Below are 18,011 nucleotides of genomic sequence, written 5' to 3' on the forward strand. Positions count from 1 at the left end.
AAGCAGGCAGGCCCCATCAACCGGGGCCTGCGGCTTATTGACGCAGCAGAAACTTCAGGTCGCTCGGGGCGTCCATCGGCAGTTTTTGCACGGTTTTACCCAACAGACCGCTCTTGGCATCGCGTTCGACGACGACAATCTGGTTGCTCTTCTGGTTGGCGATCAACAGGAATTTGCCGCTCGGATCGAGGCTGAACTCCCGTGGATGGTCACCTTCTACCGCCCGGCGTTGCAGCTCGGTAAGGCGTCCGGTTACCGGGTCAATGGCAAACACCAGCAGTTGATTGGCCGTGCCACGGTTGCTGACGTAGAGGAACTTGCCATCGGCCGAGGCATGCAGCGCCGCGGCCGCCTTGTCCGAGAGGGGTTGCCCGGCAGCCAGGTCGACAATCTGCGTCTGCTCGAGCGTGCCGTCGTGGTAATCGAACACCGCCACCTGAGCGCTCATTTCCATGGTCAGCCAGGCGTGTTTGCCATCGCGGCTGAACAGCAGATGACGCGGTCCGCTACCGGGCGGCAGTTGCACGAATGCCGGGTTGGCCGGGGTCAATGGCAGCTGCGGATTGGCCTTGGGGTCGAAGCGATAGGCAAACACCTTGTCGGCGCCCAGGTCATTGGCGAACACGTATTGGTCATCCGGTGACGGGATGGTCGAATGCACGTGGGCCGAGGCCTGGCGCTCGGGATTGACCCGGCTCGCCGGGTGGCTGCTCATCTGCACCACCGCTTTGAGCTTGCCATCGGCAGCCACCGGCACCACCGCGAGGGTACCGCCGGGGTCTTCGGCCACCGAGTAATTGCTGACAAACAAATGGCTGCCATCGACGCTGAGACTGGAATGGGTCGGCTCGTTGCCGAGGCTTTGCACCTGGCTGATCAGGCTTAGCGCATGGGTCTTGGGATCTATCGCATAACTGCTGACACGCCCAACCGGATCAGCCTGGCCCGGGCCGTTTTCGTTGACCACGAACAGGTGTCGCTGGTCTTTCGACAGGGTCAACCACGATGGATTTTCGCTTTTCACCACTTGCAAGGGCCTGGCGTTGATCTGCCCGGTGGTGCTGTCGAATGCCAGGCGATAGATCCCCTGGCTTTGCCCGGCGGTGTAGGAGCCCACCAGCAATTCGACAGGCTCGGCCATCGCCGTTTGCACGCCCATGGCGCCGATGCTGCCGGCCATCAACAGTGGCCAGAGGTTACGCATCGTCTTGGTCATCATCTTCGTTGTCACCGCTGACGACATCGCCCAGGCACACCAAGCGGTGTTCGCCCGAGTCACCGGTGATCAACCAGCTTTGCAGCGTGGAGTCGAAGGTCGCGGCCTGGACCTGCGCCGGGGTGAACTCCCAGTGTTTGGCCGCACGGCCATCCATGCATTCAATATGCAGGTTATCGAACTCGTCGAGGGCGAATTCGAAGGCGTGCAAGCCATCGATTTCCACCATTCCGCAGTGTTCGAGGGCATTGAGCAAGGTGTTGGTTGGGGCAGTCATGGCAATCAATCTTTGAATGGGAAAGCGCCAATGATAGCTCATAGTGCCCCAACCCAAGGTGGGAGCGCGCCTGCTATCATGCGCGACACCTATTCGCACTGGACCGCGCCGTTCCCCATGGATTACCGCAAACCCTCCGACCGCAAAAGCATGCACTCGCGCATCGTCCAGGAACTGGGCATGCAGATCGTCTCGGGACGTTTCCTGCCGGACGACAAACTGCCCGCCGAAGCGCTGTTGTGCGAAGAATATGCGGTTAGCCGGCCGGTGCTGCGCGAAGCCACGCGAGTATTGGTCGCCAAGGGCCTGGTGTATTCCCGCCCGCGCGTCGGGACCGTGGTCAAGCCGCGCAAGGACTGGCACATGCTCGATCCGGACGTGCTGCACTGGCTGATGCAAAGCAGTCCGCAAAGCCAGTTTTTCGACCTGCTGACCAGTGTGCGCAGCATCATCGAACCGGCCGCTGCCGCCCTCGCCGCGCAATTCGCCACCGAGGCGGACATCGCGTCCATCGGTGAGGCCTACCAGCGCATGGAAGCCGCACCGACACCGGAGGCGCTGTTGCAGCCGGACCTGGACTTCCACAGTCGCATCGCCGACGCCACGCACAACGACTTGCTGGCCAACCTGTGCAACATGCTCTCGGTGGCGATTGCCGAAGCCTTGAAGCATTCGAACCAGCGACCGAACCTGCATGAACGGGCGCTGCCGCGGCACAAGGCGATTCTCACCGCCATTGAGAACCGTGATGCTCTGGGTGCGCGGCATGCGACGCTGGTGCAGCTGGATGATGCGCGTAGTGCGTTGAATGTGGTGTTGGGTAGCGATCCGTCGTAGAGCAAAGTCAAAAGATCGCAGCCTTCGGCAGCTCCTACAAGGGTTTGTTCAGGTGCGGGGGATCAGTGCCCCGGGCACCTGAATCACCTGGCTCGCCAACCGGTGCCCCGCTTGCGCCGCTTCAACCGGGCTGCCACCCTTGAGCCGACTGGCCAGGTACGCAGCACTGAACGAATCCCCCGCCGCCGTGGTGTCCACCACCCGCTCGACCTTCTGCGCCGGCACCTCGAATGACTCGCCATCACAACGAATCAGGCACGCTTGCGCGCCGCGCTTGAGCACCACTTCCGGCGTACCGATCTGAGCGTAAGCGGCAAATACCGCGTCATCATCGGCATAACCAAACAACGCCTGCTCGTCATCCACCGTCAGCAACGCCAGGTCGACTTGCGGCAGCACGCTGCGATACGCCGCCCGGGCGTCCTCGACCGATGCCCAGAGCCGTGGCCGGTAGTTGTTGTCGAACACGATCCGCGCATCGCGCTGGCGGGCTTCGATCAGGGTTTCCAGGAGTTTTTCCCGACCTTGCACGCCGAGTACCGCCAGGGTGATGCCACTGAAATACAGCACATCGTAGTCCGGCAGCGCCGCGAGGATCGGTGCGGCGGCCGGGGTGGTGAAGCAGTCGCGTACCGCCGCTTCATTGCGCCAGTACAGAAAGCGTCGCTCACCGGCGGCGTCAGTCTGGATGCAATACAAACCCGGCAGGCGTCCGGGCAGGCGCTGGACCATCTCGAGGCCGATGTTTTCCGCCGCCCAGCTCTGGCACATCGCGTCGCTGAAACTGTCATCGCCCAGGGCGGTGACGTAGTCCACGGTGCCGCTCGCCCCCAATTCCCGGGACAGGTACACCGCCGTGTTCAAGGTGTCGCCGCCGAAGCTTTGTTGCAGGCTGCCGTCGGCGCGATGCTGCAACTCGATCATGCACTCGCCGATCAGGGCGATGCGAGGGGTGTTGGGGCCGAGGGTGTTGATGGTGTTCATTGTTGTGGGGTCTCTGGTGTTTCTTTGTTGTCTGGGCCGCCGCCATCGCGAGCAGGCTCGCTCCCACATTGGAATGCGTTCCCCTGCTCGCTAAGGCCGCACCTCGGTCCTGAACCTTAGAAACAGGTTTCCATGGTCTCGATAACGTTCAACTGCTCATCGACCAGACAGCCGACACGCCACTTGTCGAACGTCAGGCACGGGTGCGAAGTGCCGAACGAAATGATGTCGCCCACCCGCAGATCAACCCCAGGTGCCACGGTCATGAACGCATGCTGATCCATGACCGCGGTGACTTTGCAGGCACTCACGTCATCGCCGCTGGCCGGCACCACGCCCGCCTTGTAGCGCCGCAAAGGCACCGGCAACCCGGCGTCGTAGGCGACGTCGCGTTTGCCGAGGGCAATCACCGCAAACCCTGGCTCCGGCAACGACTGCACGTGCGCCCACACTTCCAGCGCCGGGCGCAGGCCTTCGTGCAGGTCACTGCGACGATCAAGCACGCAGCACTGCGCTTCCTTGTAGATGCCATGGTCGTGAGCCACGTAGCTACCGGGACGCAGCACGCTGAGGAAGCGTCCGGCGGCGTTCTGTGCTTCGAAGGACTCGGCAATCAGGTCATACCAGGCCGAACCCGACGCGGTGATGATCGGCTTGGCAATGGCGAAGGCGCCGCTGTCCTGCAACTGCACCGCAAGGCGCACCAGCGACGCGGCGAAATCGCGGATACCGGTCACGGCGTGATCGCCATGGATCACCCCTTCGTAGCCTTCGATGCCGGTCAGGGCCAGGGCCGGTTGCGCGGCGATGGCCTTGGCCAGGTCGAGCACTTCCTGTTCGCTGCGGCAACCGCAACGCCCGCCGACCACGCCGTATTCGATCATCACGTTCAGGCGCACGCCACGGGAGGCGAAGTAGGCACCGAGGTCGGCGACGTTGTCCGGGTGATCGACCATGCAATAGAAGTCGAACGTCGGGTCGGCCAGCAGGTCGGCGATCAATGCCATGTTCGGCGTGCCGACCAACTGGTTGGCCATCAGGACACGGCGCACGCCATGGGCGTAGGCGGCGCGGGTTTGCGTGGCGCTAGCCAGGGTGATGCCCCAGGCACCGGCGTCCAGTTGGCGACGGAACAACGCCGGGGTCATGCTGGTTTTGCCATGGGGCGCCAGTTCCGCGCCGCTGTCGCTGACGAACGCCTGCATCCAGCGGATGTTGTGTTCCAGCGCCTCGCGGTGCAGTACCAGCGCAGGCAGGCTGACATCACGCACCAGGCTGGCACCGATGGGCGCCGCGCCTTTATCCACGTTGGCAGTATGGGGGGCAGAAGACATGGTCGAACTCCTCGTTCACGCGGCTGCAGGCAGCCACTGTTATTCGTTGATGCGACGGGCCAGGCTATTGGCACTTGCGATCAGCACCCGGCGGTAGTCGTTGTAGTTTTTCTTCGCATCAGCCCGTGGGGCGACGATGCACAGGGTCGCGATGGCCACGCCGTCGGGGTTTTTGACCGGCGCGGCGAAGCAATGGGTAAAGGTGTCGGCGACGCTATCGAAAGAAAAGAATCCATCGATACCGGCCTGACGGATTTCCTTGAGGAACTGCGCAAGCTCCAAGCGTTCGCCATCGGGCAGGATGAAGTCGTCGTGGTCGATCAGGTCGACGATCTCCTGGTCGCTCAGGTGCGCCAGCAACAGGCGCCCGGAAGCGGTCCAGGGGATGGGCGCGTTTTCGCCGATGTCCGAGGAAATGCGAAAGTGCCGCTCGCCTTCCTTCATCAGCGCCACGGTGTATTTGCGCCCGTTGAGCAGGCACATCTGCGCGGTTTCATGGGTCTGGCTGACGATGTCCTGCAAGGCGTGATCGGCCTCGCGGGTCAGGTCGAAATGGCGCAGGTGCGCCTGGCCGAGAAAGTACAGCTGACGACCAAGGTAGACATGACCGTCCTTGCCCACCGGCTCCAGGATCCGCCGTTCCAGCAGCGAGGCCACCAGTTCGTAGACCGTGGATTTGGGGCTGCCGATACCGTTGGCGATGTCGTTCGGGCGCAAGGGCTGGCCGATCTCCTTGAGGAAATCGAGGATATCGAACGCCCGGTCCAGACCGCGTGCCCGGCGCTTGATGGTGTCTTCGGTCATTTCAGTATGCTCACTCAATGATGCCCTGTAGGAGCTGCCGCAGGCTGCGATCTTTTGATCTTGCCTTTGGTCCCGTACAAAAAACGGCAAAAGATCGCAGCCTTCGGCAGCTCCTACAAGAGCAACAGCCGATCAGGCCTTTTTCTTGTACGCAATGCAGTCGATCTCGACCTTGCAGTCGACCATCATGTTCGCCTGCACACAGGCCCGTGCCGGGGCGTGCTCGGGTTTGAAGTACTCGGCGAAGACCTTGTTGAAACTGGTGAAATCCCGCGGATCCTCCAGCCACACGCCAGCACGCACCACGTCTTCCAGGCCATAACCGGCCTCCTGGAGAATCGCGATCAGGTTCTTCATGGTCTGGTGGGTCTGTTCGACAATGCCGCCAGTAATGATCTCGCCGTCCACCGCCGGCACCTGCCCGGAAACGTGCAGCCAGCCATCGGCTTCAACGGCGCGGGCGAAAGGGCGAGGCTGACCGCCAGCGGCGGTACTGCCGGTGCCGTAACGAGTAATGCTCATGAGTGTTTCTCCTGATTGAAAATTGAAGGATCAAAAACGGGTGCTTTTGAGAAATTCCGCCAGTCGTGGCGATTGCGGGCGCTCGAACAGGTCCTTGGGCGGCCCCTGCTCTTCGATACGTCCCTGATTCATGAAGACGATCTTGTCCGAGACCTCGAAGGCAAAGCGCATTTCGTGGGTCACCAACAGCATGGTCATGCCGTCTTCGGCCAGGCCCTTGATCACGCTCAACACTTCGCCGACCAGCTCCGGGTCCAGCGCCGAGGTCACTTCGTCGAACAGCATCAGGCTCGGGTTCATCGCAATCGCCCGGGCAATCGCCACGCGCTGCTGCTGGCCACCGGACAACTGACCGGGAAAGTGGTCGCGCCGTTCCAGCAGGCCGACGCGCTCCAGCCATTTCTCGGCCAGGGCCACGGCCTCGTCCTTGTGCAGTTTCTTCACCTTGAGCAGGCCCAGGGTGACGTTCTGCAACGCGGTCAGGTGCGGGAACAGGTTGAACTGCTGAAACGCCATGCCGGTCATGGCGCGATGCCGGGCGATGACTTTTTCCGGATGACGCACGCGCTTGCCGTTAATCTCGTCATAGCCGATGGACTCGCCATCGAGCAGGATCTGCCCGCCCTGGAACTCTTCGAGCATGTTCACGCAACGCAGCAATGTGGTCTTGCCCGAGCCGCTGGAACCGATCAAGGTCACCACATTGCCGCGCTGCATGCTCAGGTCGACGCCCTTGAGCACTTCGAGCTGATCGTAACGCTTGTGCAGGCCGCGAATGTCCAGCAGGGGTTGGCCGTTTTGAGCAGGATTTTGTGCAGGGTTTTGAGTCTGAGTCATGGCAAAGCCACCCGTTTTTCAATGTGCCGGCCGAGTAACTCGATGCCGTAGTTGATGACGAAGAACAGGAAACCGGCGAACAGGTAAAACTCCAGGGTCATGAAGGTCCGGGCGATGATCTGCTGGGTGCTGAGCAGCAATTCCGCCACGCCGATCACCGACAACAGGGTCGAGGCCTTGACGATTTCGGTCGACGAGTTGACCCAGGTCGGCAGGATCTGCCGCAACGCCTGGGGCAACAGTACATAGCCGAGCGCCTGGTAGAACGTCAGGCCGATGGCCTTGCTCGCCTCCATCTGCCCACGCGGCAATGCCTGCAAGGCGCCGCGCACGATCTCGGCGACGTGGGAGCCGCAGAACAGAGTCAAACCCAGCGCACCGGCCTGGAACGCGCCGATCTGCCAGCCCAGCGCCGGGGCCATGTAAAAGCACGCCAGCACCAGCACGAACACGGGTGTGCCGCGAATCACATCGACATAAAAACGAAACGGCGCGCGCATCCAGAATTTGCCGTAGGTCAGCACCAGCCCGGTGACCACACCCACCAGCGTGCCGAGCAGAATCGCCAGCACCGACACCTGGACACTGGTCAGAAAGCCTTGCCACAGCACTTCCCGCGCCACCCACAACTCATGCAACCAACTCGGGGATTCGTACATGGGGAGCTCCTATCGGCGAATCGCCAGACGCTGTTCGAGGTAACGCAGCATCATGGCAATGAGGTAACAGGCCGCCACATAGAGCGCCGTGGTCACCAGCCAGGTTTCAATCACCCGGTAACTCTCGACATTGATCTTGCGCGCGTAATAGGTCAGCTCCGGCACCGCAATCGCGGCCGCCAGCGAGGTGTCCTTGAACAGCGAAATGAAGTTGTTCGACAGGGCCGGCAACACGTTGCGCAGCATCACCGGCACGGTGACGTAGGCCTTGACCTGCCACTCGCCCAGCCCGATGGCCAACCCGGCTTCGCGCTGACCCTTGGGAATGCTCAGCAATCCACCGCGGAACACTTCGGTCAGATAGGCCCCGGCATACAGCGACAGGGTGATGATGAACGAGGGGATCTTGTCCAGGCGGATGCCAAGGCTTGGCAAGGCAAAGTAGATCAACAGAATCAACACCAGGATCGGCGTGTTACGAATCACCGTGACATACACCGACGCCATCACCCGCAATGCGCGGTGCCTGGACAGCAAGGCAAACGCCATCATCAGGCCGATCACGCATCCGATGGCGATCGACACCAGCGCCAGTTCAAGGCCCAGGCCGAGCCCCGCCAGCAAGGTGTCGAAGTCGCGCCAGACGGCGGCAAAGTTCAACTGATAGTTCATGGTCAGCAGTACCTGAACGGGGCGATTCATCACCGCCCCGCTCTCACGGGATCATTGAAATTCGACGGGGAAACCAATCTTCGGTGACGGCAGATCGACACCGAACCACTGCTTGAACGACGCCGCGTAAGTCGGGAATTCAACACCGGTCATGGCTTCATGCAGGGTGGTGTTGACGAAATTCAGCCAGTCCTGGTCGCCGCGCTTGACCGCGCACGCATAGGTCTGCGGGCTCCAGGCGTAGGCCGGGCTGCGATAACGGCCAGGGTTCTGCACCATCAGGTACTTCACCGAAGACTGGTCGGTGGCCGCCGCGTCGGCCCGACCGGAGTTCACAGCCTGGTACATCAGGTCCACGCTGTCGTACTGATCGACCTTGGCCTTGGGCAGCGCCTGGTGCACCAGCTCCTCGGCGTAGACGTTTTGCAGCACTGCCACGGTGACGCTGTCACCGGCGGCCTGCATGTCGTCGATTTCCTTGTACTTGCTGTTCGTCGGCAACAGCAGGCCGACACCTTCGCGGTAATACGGCAGGGTAAACGCCACTTGCTGGGCGCGGCTGGCGGTCACGGTGATGAACTGGCAACTGATGTCGACCTTGTCGGTCAGCAGGTTCGGAATCCGCGCATCGGACGACTGCACCACGTATTCAACCTTGGTCGGATCGTTGAACAAGCCCTTGGCGATCATGTGCCCGATATCGATATCGAACCCCTGCAACTTGCCGTCCGCGCCCTGGAAGTGCCACGGCGCATTCGTGCTGCCGGTGCCCACAATCAGTTTGCCGCGGGCCAGAACACTATCGAGCTTGCTGTCCGCCGCCTGGGCCACGCCCATGGCAGCGGCTGAAGCTGCGAAAAGAAAAACACACGCTTTGAACAAGGATGGTCGGCGATGCATGGCAAGCACTCCAGGGTGATGTGTATTCCGCTATACCGGAACGTGGTATGTAACAACGGAATAGACAGCAGAAAGTGTGCCACAGGAAGTGGAGGGAATGTGAGGGGGATTGAAATTTGTTTTGAATCAGAGGGATGCGTGCAGACAGAAAAAAGCGTTACCAACCGCACGAAACCTTGACCGCTACCGTTGGCTACATATGGCGGGTATCCGCTTCACAACCGGGCGTTTGGAGGGCCGGTACGCTGATGAGCAATCCGTTCTGACCTAGTGCTTGAATGACGTCATCACCCGTTCGGCATTTTCATCGCAACTCATGCCCTCCGGCTTGGCCTGGATGGTGTCGATCCACCCCAACAACTGCGCCTTGCTATGGGCCAGGTGCCGTTGCATCTCTTCGATCTGCTCGATCTTGCGATGCAGGCCCGCCATCAACTCATCGTGCTTGAACGCACCGGTCACATTATCCGGGAGCAACTGCTTGAGTTCTTCCAGGCTGAAACCGGCCTGTTGTGCGCATTGGATCAGTTGCAGGGTTTGCAGCGCCTGTTGCGAGTAACGCCGATACCCGTTGGCAGAACGCTCGACCTGCCGGATCAAGCCCTGAGACTCGTAAAAACGGATGCGCGATGCGGTCAGGCCACTCAACTGCGCCAATTCACCAATTTTCATTGCGGCCTCATTTGCCTGCTTGACATTAAAGTTAACTTTAAGCTTAGCCTCTGCTCATCAGTATGAGGAGTCAAGCATGTCACCCTTCCAAACCTTGAATTTGCCCAACGGCCAGACCATCGGCAATCGCATAGCCAAAGCCGCGATGGAGGAGAACCTCGCCAACACCGACCAGGTACCCGATCAGGCGCTGCTTCGCCTGTATCAGGCCTGGGCCGAAGGCGAAGCCGGTTTGTTGCTGACCGGCAATGTGATGATCGACCGCCGCGCCATGACCGGCCCCGGTGGTGTCGCACTGGAGGACGAGCGAAACCTGGAACGCTTCCGCCAGTGGGCCCGTGTCGGCCGGGCCGGCGGTGCGCACTTCTGGATGCAACTCAACCACCCTGGCCGCCAGACCATGGCCAACCTTGGCCAGCAAGCACTGGCGCCGTCGGCGGTTGCGCTGGATCTCGGCCAGTTCTCGAAGATGTTCGCCGAACCCAAACCCATGGACGAGGACGACATCCAGGAGGTGATCCGACGTTTCGCCACCAGTGCCGCACTGGCGGAGAAAGCCGGTTTTACCGGCGTGCAGATCCACGCCGCCCATGGCTACCTGCTCAGCCAGTTCCTGTCGCCGCTGACCAATCGACGCACTGATCGCTGGGGTGGTTCGCTGGAGAATCGCGCGCGCCTGCTGCTGTCCGTCGTCGAGGCGGTTCGCCAGGCGGTGTCGCCGCAATTTTGTGTGTCGGTAAAGCTCAACTCAGCGGATTTCCAGCGCGGTGGTTTCGATGCCGATGATGCACGGCAAGTGATCCAGTGGCTCAACGAGCAACCGATCGACCTGCTCGAACTCTCCGGCGGCAGTTACGAAGCACCGGCCATGCAAGGCGAAGCGCGCGACGGCCGGACCCTGGCCCGGGAGGCGTACTTTCTGGAAATGGCCGGTGAACTGGCCAGCGTGGCACGCATGCCAGTGATGGTGACCGGCGGGATCCGGCGTCTGGCAATCGTCGAACAGGTCCTCGACAGCGGCATCGCCATGGCGGGCATCGGCACCGCGCTGGCCGTGGAGCCGCACCTGGTCAAACATTGGCGCGAAGGCAAGAACAGCCACCCACAACTGCCGCCGATCCGCTGGAAGCGCAAACCCCTGGCGGCGCTGGCGAGCATGGCGGTGGTGAAGTTCCAGCTGCATCGCTTGAGCCGTGGGCGCAAAACCCGACCTGAGGTTTCGGCGCTATGGGCGTTGATTGTCGACCGGTTGTACATTGGCAAGCGTACCCGGCAGTATCGGCAGACGATGGGCAAGTGATTCAAATTTGAGGTTGGCAGGTACACCGCTTTCGCGAGCAGGCTCGCTCCCACAGGGGTTTTTCGGGCGATTACAAAGTTTGTGTTCAACACAGATCATTTGTGGGAGCGAGCCTGCTCGCGAAGAGGCCGGAACTGCCAAACAGAACTCAACCAGGCAGCAACTCGTCGATGTGCCGATACTCGGCCTGCAACTGCGCCGCCAACACCCTGCTGCGCCCGAGCCGAATCGGTCCGCGCTCGATGTCAATCAGCACTCCGGGGCACTCCAGCACGGGCAGCAACGACCAGTCCTTCAGCCGGCCATCGGTCAACAACAGCAACCGCTGCTGCTCTGCCGGAAAACGTTTCTGCCGAGCAGCAAGCCACTGCCCGGCTTCGCTCAATGCCGCCAGCAGCGGCGTGCCGCCACCGGCACCCAGGCCGTCGAGCCAATGGCGCAGCCCCGTGGAAGCCTTCAACCCCTGCACCTGCCACCTTGGAGCAGCACCGCTGGCCGTGAGCAAGGCCAGACGTGCGCGCTGGCGATAGGCATCGTCGAACAACTGCGCCAGCAAGCCCTTGGCATCGCTCAATGCCTGATGACGGCGGGTCGACGCGGAGGCATCGACTATCACCAGCCACAGTTCATGGGGCGAACGCGTGCGCAGTTGAAACATCAGGTCGTCGCGCTGACGCGGCCGGCCATTGAGCAAGGTGCCGGGCCAGTTGACCGAGCCACTGCGGGCGGCGTGACGCTTGCCCTGTTTGCCATGGTCCAGTCGCCCGGCTCGGGGTCTGGCATTCGCCCCCGCGTCGCAACGAGGGCGAATGCCTAGGGCTTTTTTGGCCAGCTCGGCACTTCACGTCGGACGCCAGTCGCCAGTGCCTGGGCAGGCAATTCGCCCCACTGGCCCTGCCCTTCGCTCGGGTTGGCGTGCTGCGGCGCGGAGTGCTGCGGCGCGGAGTGCTGCGGCGCGTGGGATGGCTGAGACGCCGCAGTTGAATGCTCGCGACGACGATGGCGCAAGGCGAACTCGGCGACGGCGTCGATATCTTCTTCGGCGATAGCGTTCGCCCCGCGCCAGGCGGCGTGAGCCCGGGCGGCACGCAGCCATACCAGGTCGGCGCGCAAACCATCGACGCCAGCGGCAAAGCAGCGCTCGGTAATGAGGGCCAGCGCCTGGTCGTCAAGGGGAATGCTCGCCAGGGCGTTGCGTGCGTGCTGGCAACGTTCACGCAGAGACGCCTGCGCCGATTCCCATTCGGCGCAGAAACCTTGCGGATCGCTGTCGAAATCCAGGCGACGGCGGATGATCTGGCCTCGTTCGGCCGGTGCTGTGTGGCCACCAAGGGCGATATTCAAGCCGAAACGGTCGAGCAGTTGCGGACGCAATTCACCCTCTTCGGGGTTCATGGTGCCAATCAGCACGAACTTCGCCGAGTGCCGATGGGAAATGCCGTCACGCTCGACCACATTGATGCCGCTGGCGGCCACATCGAGCAGCAAGTCAACGAGGTGATCAGGCAACAGATTGACCTCGTCGACGTAGAGCACGCCACCGTCAGCCTTGGCCAATACGCCAGGCGAGAACTGTGCGCGACCTTCACCCAGCGCCGCGTCGAGATCGAGGGTGCCGACCAGGCGCTCTTCGGTGGCGCCCAGCGGCAATGTGACGAACTGACCGCTGGCCAGCAGGTCCGCCAGACCACGGGCCAGGGTCGACTTGGCCATCCCGCGCGGGCCTTCGATCAGGACTCCGCCGATTTTCGGGTCGATGGCGGTCAGGTACAGGGCCAGCTTCAAATCGTCGGCGCCGACCACGGCGGAGAGCGGGAAATGCGGGGTGTCGGTCATTGTTCTATCTCGGTCATGGTCGGTGATCAATTTACAAATATCACAGTTGCCTTCATCTCTGTGGGAGCGAGCCTGCTCGCGAAGGCGGTGTGTCAGCCAGCATAAATATCGGCTGACTCTCCCTCATCGCGAGCAGGCTCGCTCCCACAGGTTCAAGCGTGTCAGCCGTCTTCTTCTATATCCAGCAACAGATTCTCCAATGCCTCGCGGTACTCGCCCGGCTCCTTCCACATCCCGCGTTGTTGCGCCTCGAGCATGCGTTCAGTCATGTCGCGCAAGGCATGGGGATTGTGTTCACGGACAAAATCCCGGGTGTCAGGGTCGAGCAAATAGGCGTCGGCCAGCAACGCGTACTGGTGATCGTCGATCAACTGCGTGGTGGCATCGAAGGCGAACAGATTATCGACGGTCGCGGCCATTTCGAACGCACCTTTGTAGCCGTGGCGCTTTACCCCATCGAGCCATTTCGGATTGGCCGCCCGGGAGCGGATCACCCGGTTCAGCTCTTCCTTCAAGGTGCGAATCTTCGGCAGGTCCGGCTGACTGTGATCGCCATGATAACTGGCCGCCGCCTCGCCTTTCAGGCTTTCCACCGCCGCGAGCATACCGCCCTGGAACTGGTAGTAATCGTTGGAGTCGAGCAAATCGTGCTCACGATTGTCCTGGTTTTGCAGCACCGCCTGTACCTGGCTCAGGCGATGGCTGAACTGTTCACGGGCGGCGGTGCCTTCGTCGGAACCGCCGTAAGCGTAGCCGCCCCAGTTGAGGTAAACCTCGGCCAGGTCTTCTCGGGTTTGCCACAGGCGACCGTCGATGGCGCCCTGCACGCCTGCACCGTAGGCACCGGGCTTGGCCCCGAAAATCCGCCAGCCGGCCTGCCGTCGCGCAGCGTCTTCATCCAGCCCCGCCTGCAACAAGGCTGCACGCTCGGCACGCACCTTGGCCGCCAACGGATTGCGGTCGTCCGGCTCATCCAGGTCGGCCACCGCTTGCACCGCCGCGTCAAACAGGCGGATCAGATTGGCAAACGCATCACGGAAGAAACCGGACACGCGCAAGGTCACGTCGACCCGAGGACGGTCGAGCAAACTCAACGGCAGAATCTCGAAATCGTCGACCCGCTGACTGCCGGTCGCCCAGACCGGACGCACGCCCATCAACGCCATCGCCTGGGCGATGTCATCGCCGCCGGTGCGCATGGTCGCGGTGCCCCACACCGACAGACCGAGCTGGCGCAGATGATCGCCGTGGTCCTGCAGGTGCCGTTCGAGTATCAGGTTGGCCGACTGGAAACCGATGCGCCACGCCGTGGTGGTCGGCAAATTGCGCACGTCCACCGAGTAAAAGTTGCGCCCGGTGGGCAGCACGTCCAGGCGACCGCGACTCGGCGCACCGCTGGGGCCGGCCGGGACGAAGCGACCGCTGAGGGCGTCGAGCAGACCGCGCATTTCCGCTGGGCCGCAGGCGTCCAGCCTTGGCGCGACCACTTCGCGCAGGCTGTCGAGGATGGCTTGCACCTCAATCCAGTCGGCCCCCTGTAGGAGCGAGCCTGCTCGCGATGGAGTGTCAGTCGACATCAGTGTGACTGATACTCCATCGCGAGCAGGCTCGCTCCCACAGGGGTCAGCCAATGCCTGCGAGATCAGTTGTGTGGCGAACAGCTCGAGGCGTTCGCGGGTATCGCCGGTGGTGCGCCACAGTTCAGTGCTGATCGACAACAAGGCATCCGGTCGAGGCCCGGTCCACGGCTCCGCCAATGCACAATCGAGCGGATCGAAGCCCAACGCAAACGCCTTGGCCAACGCCCGCAGCACACTCGATTGCGCGCCTCGGCCATCGCCCCGTGGAATGCGCAACAACGCCAGCAAGGTGTCGATACGCAAACGCCCGGTGGGCGATTCGCCGAATACATGCAGGCCGTCGCGGATCTGCGACTCTTTCAAGTCGCACAGGTAAGTGTCGAGTCGCGGCAGCCAGATCGCTGCGTCGGCATCGCTGTCGAGTTGCTCGTCCAGTTGCAGTTCACGGTCGATGTGCGAGTCACGCACCAGTTGCAGGATGTCGCGCTGCAACTCGCGGGCGCGGCGCGGGTCGAGCAACTGCGCTTCGTAATACTCGTCTGCCAACAGTTCGAGGTTGCGCAGCGGGCCATAGGTTTCGGCGCGGGTCAGCGGTGGCATCAGGTGATCGATGATCACCGCCTGGGTGCGCCGCTTGGCCTGGGCGCCCTCGCCCGGGTCATTGACGATGAACGGATAGATGTTCGGCAGTGGCCCGAGCAGCGCATCCGGCCAGCAGTTTTCCGACAGCCCCACGCCCTTGCCCGGCAGCCATTCGAGATTGCCGTGCTTGCCGACGTGGATCACGCCGTGGGCGCCATAGGTGTGGCGCAGCCAGAAGTAAAACGCCAGGTAGCCGTGGGGCGGCACTAGGTCCGGGTCGTGATACACCGCGCTCGGATCGACCTGATAACCCCGCGCCGGTTGAATGCCGACAAAGGTCAGGCCAAAGCGCAGACCGGCGATCATCATCCGTGCGCTGCGGCACATCGGGTCGTTTTCCGGCGCGCCCCAACGTTCGAGCACCGCCGCACGATTGGCTTCGGGCAGTGCATTGAACATCGCCAGATAGTCGTCCATTCCCAGGCTTTGCTGGCACGGACGCAGGTCGAGGGTATCGAGATCGTTGCTGACACCACCCAGCAACTGCTGGATCAGCGCGGTGCCACTGTCCGGCAATTTGGCCGGCAGCGGATAACCTTCGGCATGCAGTGCCCGCAGGATGTTCAGCGCCGCGGCCGGAGTGTCGAGGCCGACCCCATTGCCGATGCGCCCGTCGCGGGTCGGGTAATTGGCGAGAATCAAGGCGATGCGTTTTTCGGCGTTGGGCACCCGCGCCAGTTCGACCCAGCGCCGCGCCAGTTCGGCAACGAAGTCCATGCGCTCCGGTTGCGGTCGGTAGCAGACCACATCCGACTGGCTGCGCTCACTGCGCCACGCCAGGTCCTTGAAGCTGATCGGGCGGCTGATGATGCGCCCGTCCAGCTCCGGCAAGGCAATGTGCATCGCCAGATCGCGCGGGCCAAGCCCCTGTTCACTGGCGCGCCAACCCGGTTCGTTGTCCTGGGCGCAAATCGCCTGGATCACCGCAATATTGCGCCGGAACGGCCGCAGGTGCGGCGCTTCGGGGCTGGACTGGGCGAAGCCCGTGGTGTTCAGGATCACCGAGACGCCGGCTTCATCCAGCCAGTCCTCGACCGCGCCCAGGCAGCCGGGTTCTTTCAAACTGGCCAGCGCAATCGGCAACGGATTCAACCCCGCGGCCTGTAAACGCTGGCAAAAAACATCAATGAAAGCAGTGTTCGCCGCCTGCAAATGCGAACGGTAAAACAGCACCGCCGCCACCGGGTGATCGGCGTGCCAGTCGGCCTGCCAGTCGCTCAGTGCGGCAGAGTGTTTGTGCGGATGGTAAATCGCCGTGCGCGGCAGGGTTTGCGGCTCGCCCCAGGTGTAATCGCGCGCCAGCCAGCGGTTGGCCAGGCAGCGGAAGAAATCCAGGGCATTGCCCATGCCGCCCTGACGCAGAAACTGCCAGAGCCGGTCGCGGTCCTCGGCACCGACGGTACTCAGGTCACTGAGCTCCGGGTCCGGGCGGTCATCGCCCGGCACCAGGATCACCTGCACGCCGCGCTGGGACAGCTCGACCAGGCGCTCGATGCCGTAGCGCCAATAGGCGATGCCGCCGTGCAGCGAAATCAGGATCACCCTGGCGTGGCGCAACACCTCATCGACGTACAAATCGACCGAGGCATGGTTCTGCACCTGCATCGGGTTGGCCAGGCGCACGCTGGGGTAATCCTCGGGCAACTGCTGCGCCGCCTCGGCGAGCAGCGCCAGGCTGGAGTCGCCGCTGCACAGGACCACCAGCTCGGCGGGGGTTTGTCCAAGGTCGGCGATGTTGTCATCCGACACGAAACCGCCGGGCTGGGTCCTGAGCAGGTGCATGGGTTACACGCTGAGCGCAGCGCGCAATTGCGCTTCGAGCACGGCGGCGTCCAGTTCCTGGCCGATCAGCACCAGACGGGTGATGCGCGCCTCTTCGGCACCCCACTGGCGGTCGAAGTGTTTGTCGAAACGCGTGCCCACGCCCTGGATCAGCAGGCGCATCGGTTTGTTCGGAACGGCGGCGAAACCCTTGACCCGCAGGATGCCGTGCTGAACCACCAGTTGGGTCAGCGCATCCATCAGCAGGCTTTCGTCGGCTTGCGGCAGTTCGATGGAGATCGAATCGAAGGCGTCGTGATCGTGGTCGTCATGATCGTCGTCGCCATCGTGATGATGGTCGTGGTGGCTGTGGCGGCTGTCGATGTGTTCTTCGGAGCCGGCACCCAGGCCGATCAGCACGTCCAGCGGCAGGCGACCGCTGCTGGCTTCGATGATTTTCACCGCTGGCGGCAATTCTTCGGCGACTTCCAGGCGCACACGGGCCAGGTCGGCCGGGTTGATCAGGTCGGATTTGTTGAGAATCACCAGGTCGGCGCTGGCCAACTGGTCGGCAAACAGCTCGTGCAATGGCGATTCGTGGTCCAGGTTCGGGTCGAGTTTGCGCTGGGTATCGACCTGGTCCGGGAAGGCGGCAAAGGTGCCGGCGGCCACGGCCGGGCTGTCGACCACGGTGATCACCGCGTCAACGGTGCAGGCACTGCGGATTTCCGGCCACTGGAAAGCCTGGACCAGCGGTTTTGGCAAGGCCAGGCCCGACGTTTCGATGAGGATGTGGTCGAGATCGCCACGACGAGCCACCAGTTCGCGCATCACCGGGAAAAATTCTTCCTGGACGGTGCAGCACAGGCAGCCGTTGGCCAGTTCATAGACGCGGCCGTTGGCTTCTTCTTCGGTGCAACCGATGGAGCACTGCTTGAGGATTTCGCCGTCGATGCCCAGCTCGCCAAACTCGTTGACGATTACCGCGATGCGGCGACCCTGGGCGTTGTCGAGCATGTGCCGCAACAGCGTGGTTTTACCCGAGCCGAGAAAGCCTGTGACGATGGTGACGGGGAGTTTGGCCAGTGTTTTCATCGGATGCCCTATGGCTAGGTGGCGGGCATACGGGACGACGACCGGCAACGCAGATGCGCGTGCCTGAAGAGTTCGCCACCGGA

The 18,011-nt window shown here is 62.5% G+C and carries 17 protein-coding genes; 2 read left to right on the plus strand and 15 right to left on the minus strand.

The window, feature by feature from the left end; all coding sequences use genetic code 11:
* Nucleotides 1-34 precede the first annotated feature (34 nt).
* Together CD175_RS07465 and CD175_RS07470 are read right to left on the minus strand one after the other, a co-directional pair.
* Nucleotides 35-1,204, minus strand: a complete 1,170-nt coding sequence (locus CD175_RS07465) for a lactonase family protein (RefSeq protein ID WP_104448839.1) — start codon at nt 1,202-1,204, stop codon at nt 35-37.
* Entirely contained in the window at nt 1,197-1,535 is a 339-nt protein-coding gene (locus CD175_RS07470) for a DUF5629 family protein (protein ID WP_104448350.1), read from the minus strand. Before CD175_RS07470 ends, CD175_RS07465 begins: the two co-directional genes overlap by 8 nt.
* 75 nt (nt 1,536-1,610) lie before the next feature.
* Between CD175_RS07470 and CD175_RS07475 the strand changes: the two genes are divergently transcribed.
* Complete coding sequence (locus tag CD175_RS07475) at nt 1,611-2,330, plus strand: FadR/GntR family transcriptional regulator (protein WP_158255661.1); 720 nt, start codon at nt 1,611-1,613, stop codon at nt 2,328-2,330.
* A 48-nt stretch (nt 2,331-2,378) separates the two neighbouring features.
* Here the strand turns inward: CD175_RS07475 and CD175_RS07480 are convergent, their stop codons facing one another.
* From CD175_RS07480 to CD175_RS07520, 9 genes are all read right to left on the minus strand, one after another.
* A complete protein-coding gene (locus CD175_RS07480) occupies nt 2,379-3,314 on the minus strand; it encodes a sugar kinase (RefSeq protein ID WP_104448352.1) in 936 nt (311 codons plus the stop codon).
* Between the two features lie 116 nt (nt 3,315-3,430).
* Complete coding sequence (locus CD175_RS07485) at nt 3,431-4,648, minus strand: amino acid deaminase (protein WP_104448353.1); 1,218 nt, start codon at nt 4,646-4,648, stop codon at nt 3,431-3,433.
* Between the two features lie 39 nt (nt 4,649-4,687).
* Complete coding sequence (locus tag CD175_RS07490; RefSeq protein ID WP_102702095.1) at nt 4,688-5,452, minus strand: IclR family transcriptional regulator; 765 nt, start codon at nt 5,450-5,452, stop codon at nt 4,688-4,690.
* A gap of 132 nt (nt 5,453-5,584) precedes the next feature.
* The gene (locus CD175_RS07495; protein ID WP_104448354.1) at nt 5,585-5,974 is read right to left on the minus strand and encodes a RidA family protein; all 390 of its coding nucleotides are present in this window, start codon (nt 5,972-5,974) and stop codon (nt 5,585-5,587) included.
* 30 nt (nt 5,975-6,004) lie between these two features.
* Nucleotides 6,005-6,811, minus strand: coding sequence for an amino acid ABC transporter ATP-binding protein (locus CD175_RS07500; RefSeq protein WP_104448355.1), 807 nt, complete (start codon nt 6,809-6,811; stop codon nt 6,005-6,007).
* Nucleotides 6,808-7,470, minus strand: coding sequence for an amino acid ABC transporter permease (locus CD175_RS07505; protein WP_104448356.1), 663 nt, complete (start codon nt 7,468-7,470; stop codon nt 6,808-6,810). The genes CD175_RS07500 and CD175_RS07505 overlap by 4 nt, the downstream gene beginning before the upstream one ends.
* 9 nt (nt 7,471-7,479) lie before the next feature.
* The gene (locus CD175_RS07510) at nt 7,480-8,142 is read right to left on the minus strand and encodes an amino acid ABC transporter permease (RefSeq protein WP_033047866.1); all 663 of its coding nucleotides are present in this window, start codon (nt 8,140-8,142) and stop codon (nt 7,480-7,482) included.
* A 51-nt stretch (nt 8,143-8,193) separates the two neighbouring features.
* Nucleotides 8,194-9,042 carry a transporter substrate-binding protein gene (locus CD175_RS07515; RefSeq protein ID WP_104448357.1) on the minus strand — a complete coding sequence of 283 codons (849 nt, stop codon included), beginning with the start codon at nt 9,040-9,042 and terminating at the stop codon, nt 8,194-8,196.
* A gap of 267 nt (nt 9,043-9,309) precedes the next feature.
* Nucleotides 9,310-9,714 carry a MerR family transcriptional regulator gene (locus tag CD175_RS07520; RefSeq protein ID WP_104448358.1) on the minus strand — a complete coding sequence of 135 codons (405 nt, stop codon included), beginning with the start codon at nt 9,712-9,714 and terminating at the stop codon, nt 9,310-9,312.
* Nucleotides 9,715-9,790: 76 nt separating this feature from the next.
* Between CD175_RS07520 and CD175_RS07525 the strand changes: the two genes are divergently transcribed.
* Entirely contained in the window at nt 9,791-11,014 is a 1,224-nt protein-coding gene (locus CD175_RS07525) for an NADH:flavin oxidoreductase/NADH oxidase family protein (protein WP_104448359.1), read from the plus strand.
* 148 nt (nt 11,015-11,162) lie between these two features.
* On the opposite strand, the gene CD175_RS07530 is transcribed toward CD175_RS07525, so the two are convergent.
* The 4 genes from CD175_RS07530 to cobW all read right to left on the minus strand — a co-directional run bounded on the left by CD175_RS07530 (nt 11,163) and on the right by cobW (nt 17,928).
* Complete coding sequence (locus CD175_RS07530; RefSeq protein ID WP_167399504.1) at nt 11,163-11,708, minus strand: VWA domain-containing protein; 546 nt, start codon at nt 11,706-11,708, stop codon at nt 11,163-11,165.
* A gap of 119 nt (nt 11,709-11,827) precedes the next feature.
* Nucleotides 11,828-12,850 carry a magnesium chelatase ATPase subunit I gene (locus CD175_RS07535; protein WP_104448361.1) on the minus strand — a complete coding sequence of 341 codons (1,023 nt, stop codon included), beginning with the start codon at nt 12,848-12,850 and terminating at the stop codon, nt 11,828-11,830.
* Between the two features lie 161 nt (nt 12,851-13,011).
* Entirely contained in the window at nt 13,012-16,854 is a 3,843-nt protein-coding gene (gene cobN, locus CD175_RS07540; RefSeq protein WP_104448362.1) for a cobaltochelatase subunit CobN, read from the minus strand.
* Nucleotides 16,855-16,857: 3 nt separating this feature from the next.
* Complete coding sequence (cobW, locus tag CD175_RS07545; RefSeq protein ID WP_104448363.1) at nt 16,858-17,928, minus strand: cobalamin biosynthesis protein CobW; 1,071 nt, start codon at nt 17,926-17,928, stop codon at nt 16,858-16,860.
* Nucleotides 17,929-18,011: the final 83 nt, after the last annotated feature.

Source organism: Pseudomonas laurylsulfatiphila (genome assembly GCF_002934665.1).
GTDB classification, from domain to species: domain Bacteria; phylum Pseudomonadota; class Gammaproteobacteria; order Pseudomonadales; family Pseudomonadaceae; genus Aquipseudomonas; species Aquipseudomonas laurylsulfatiphila.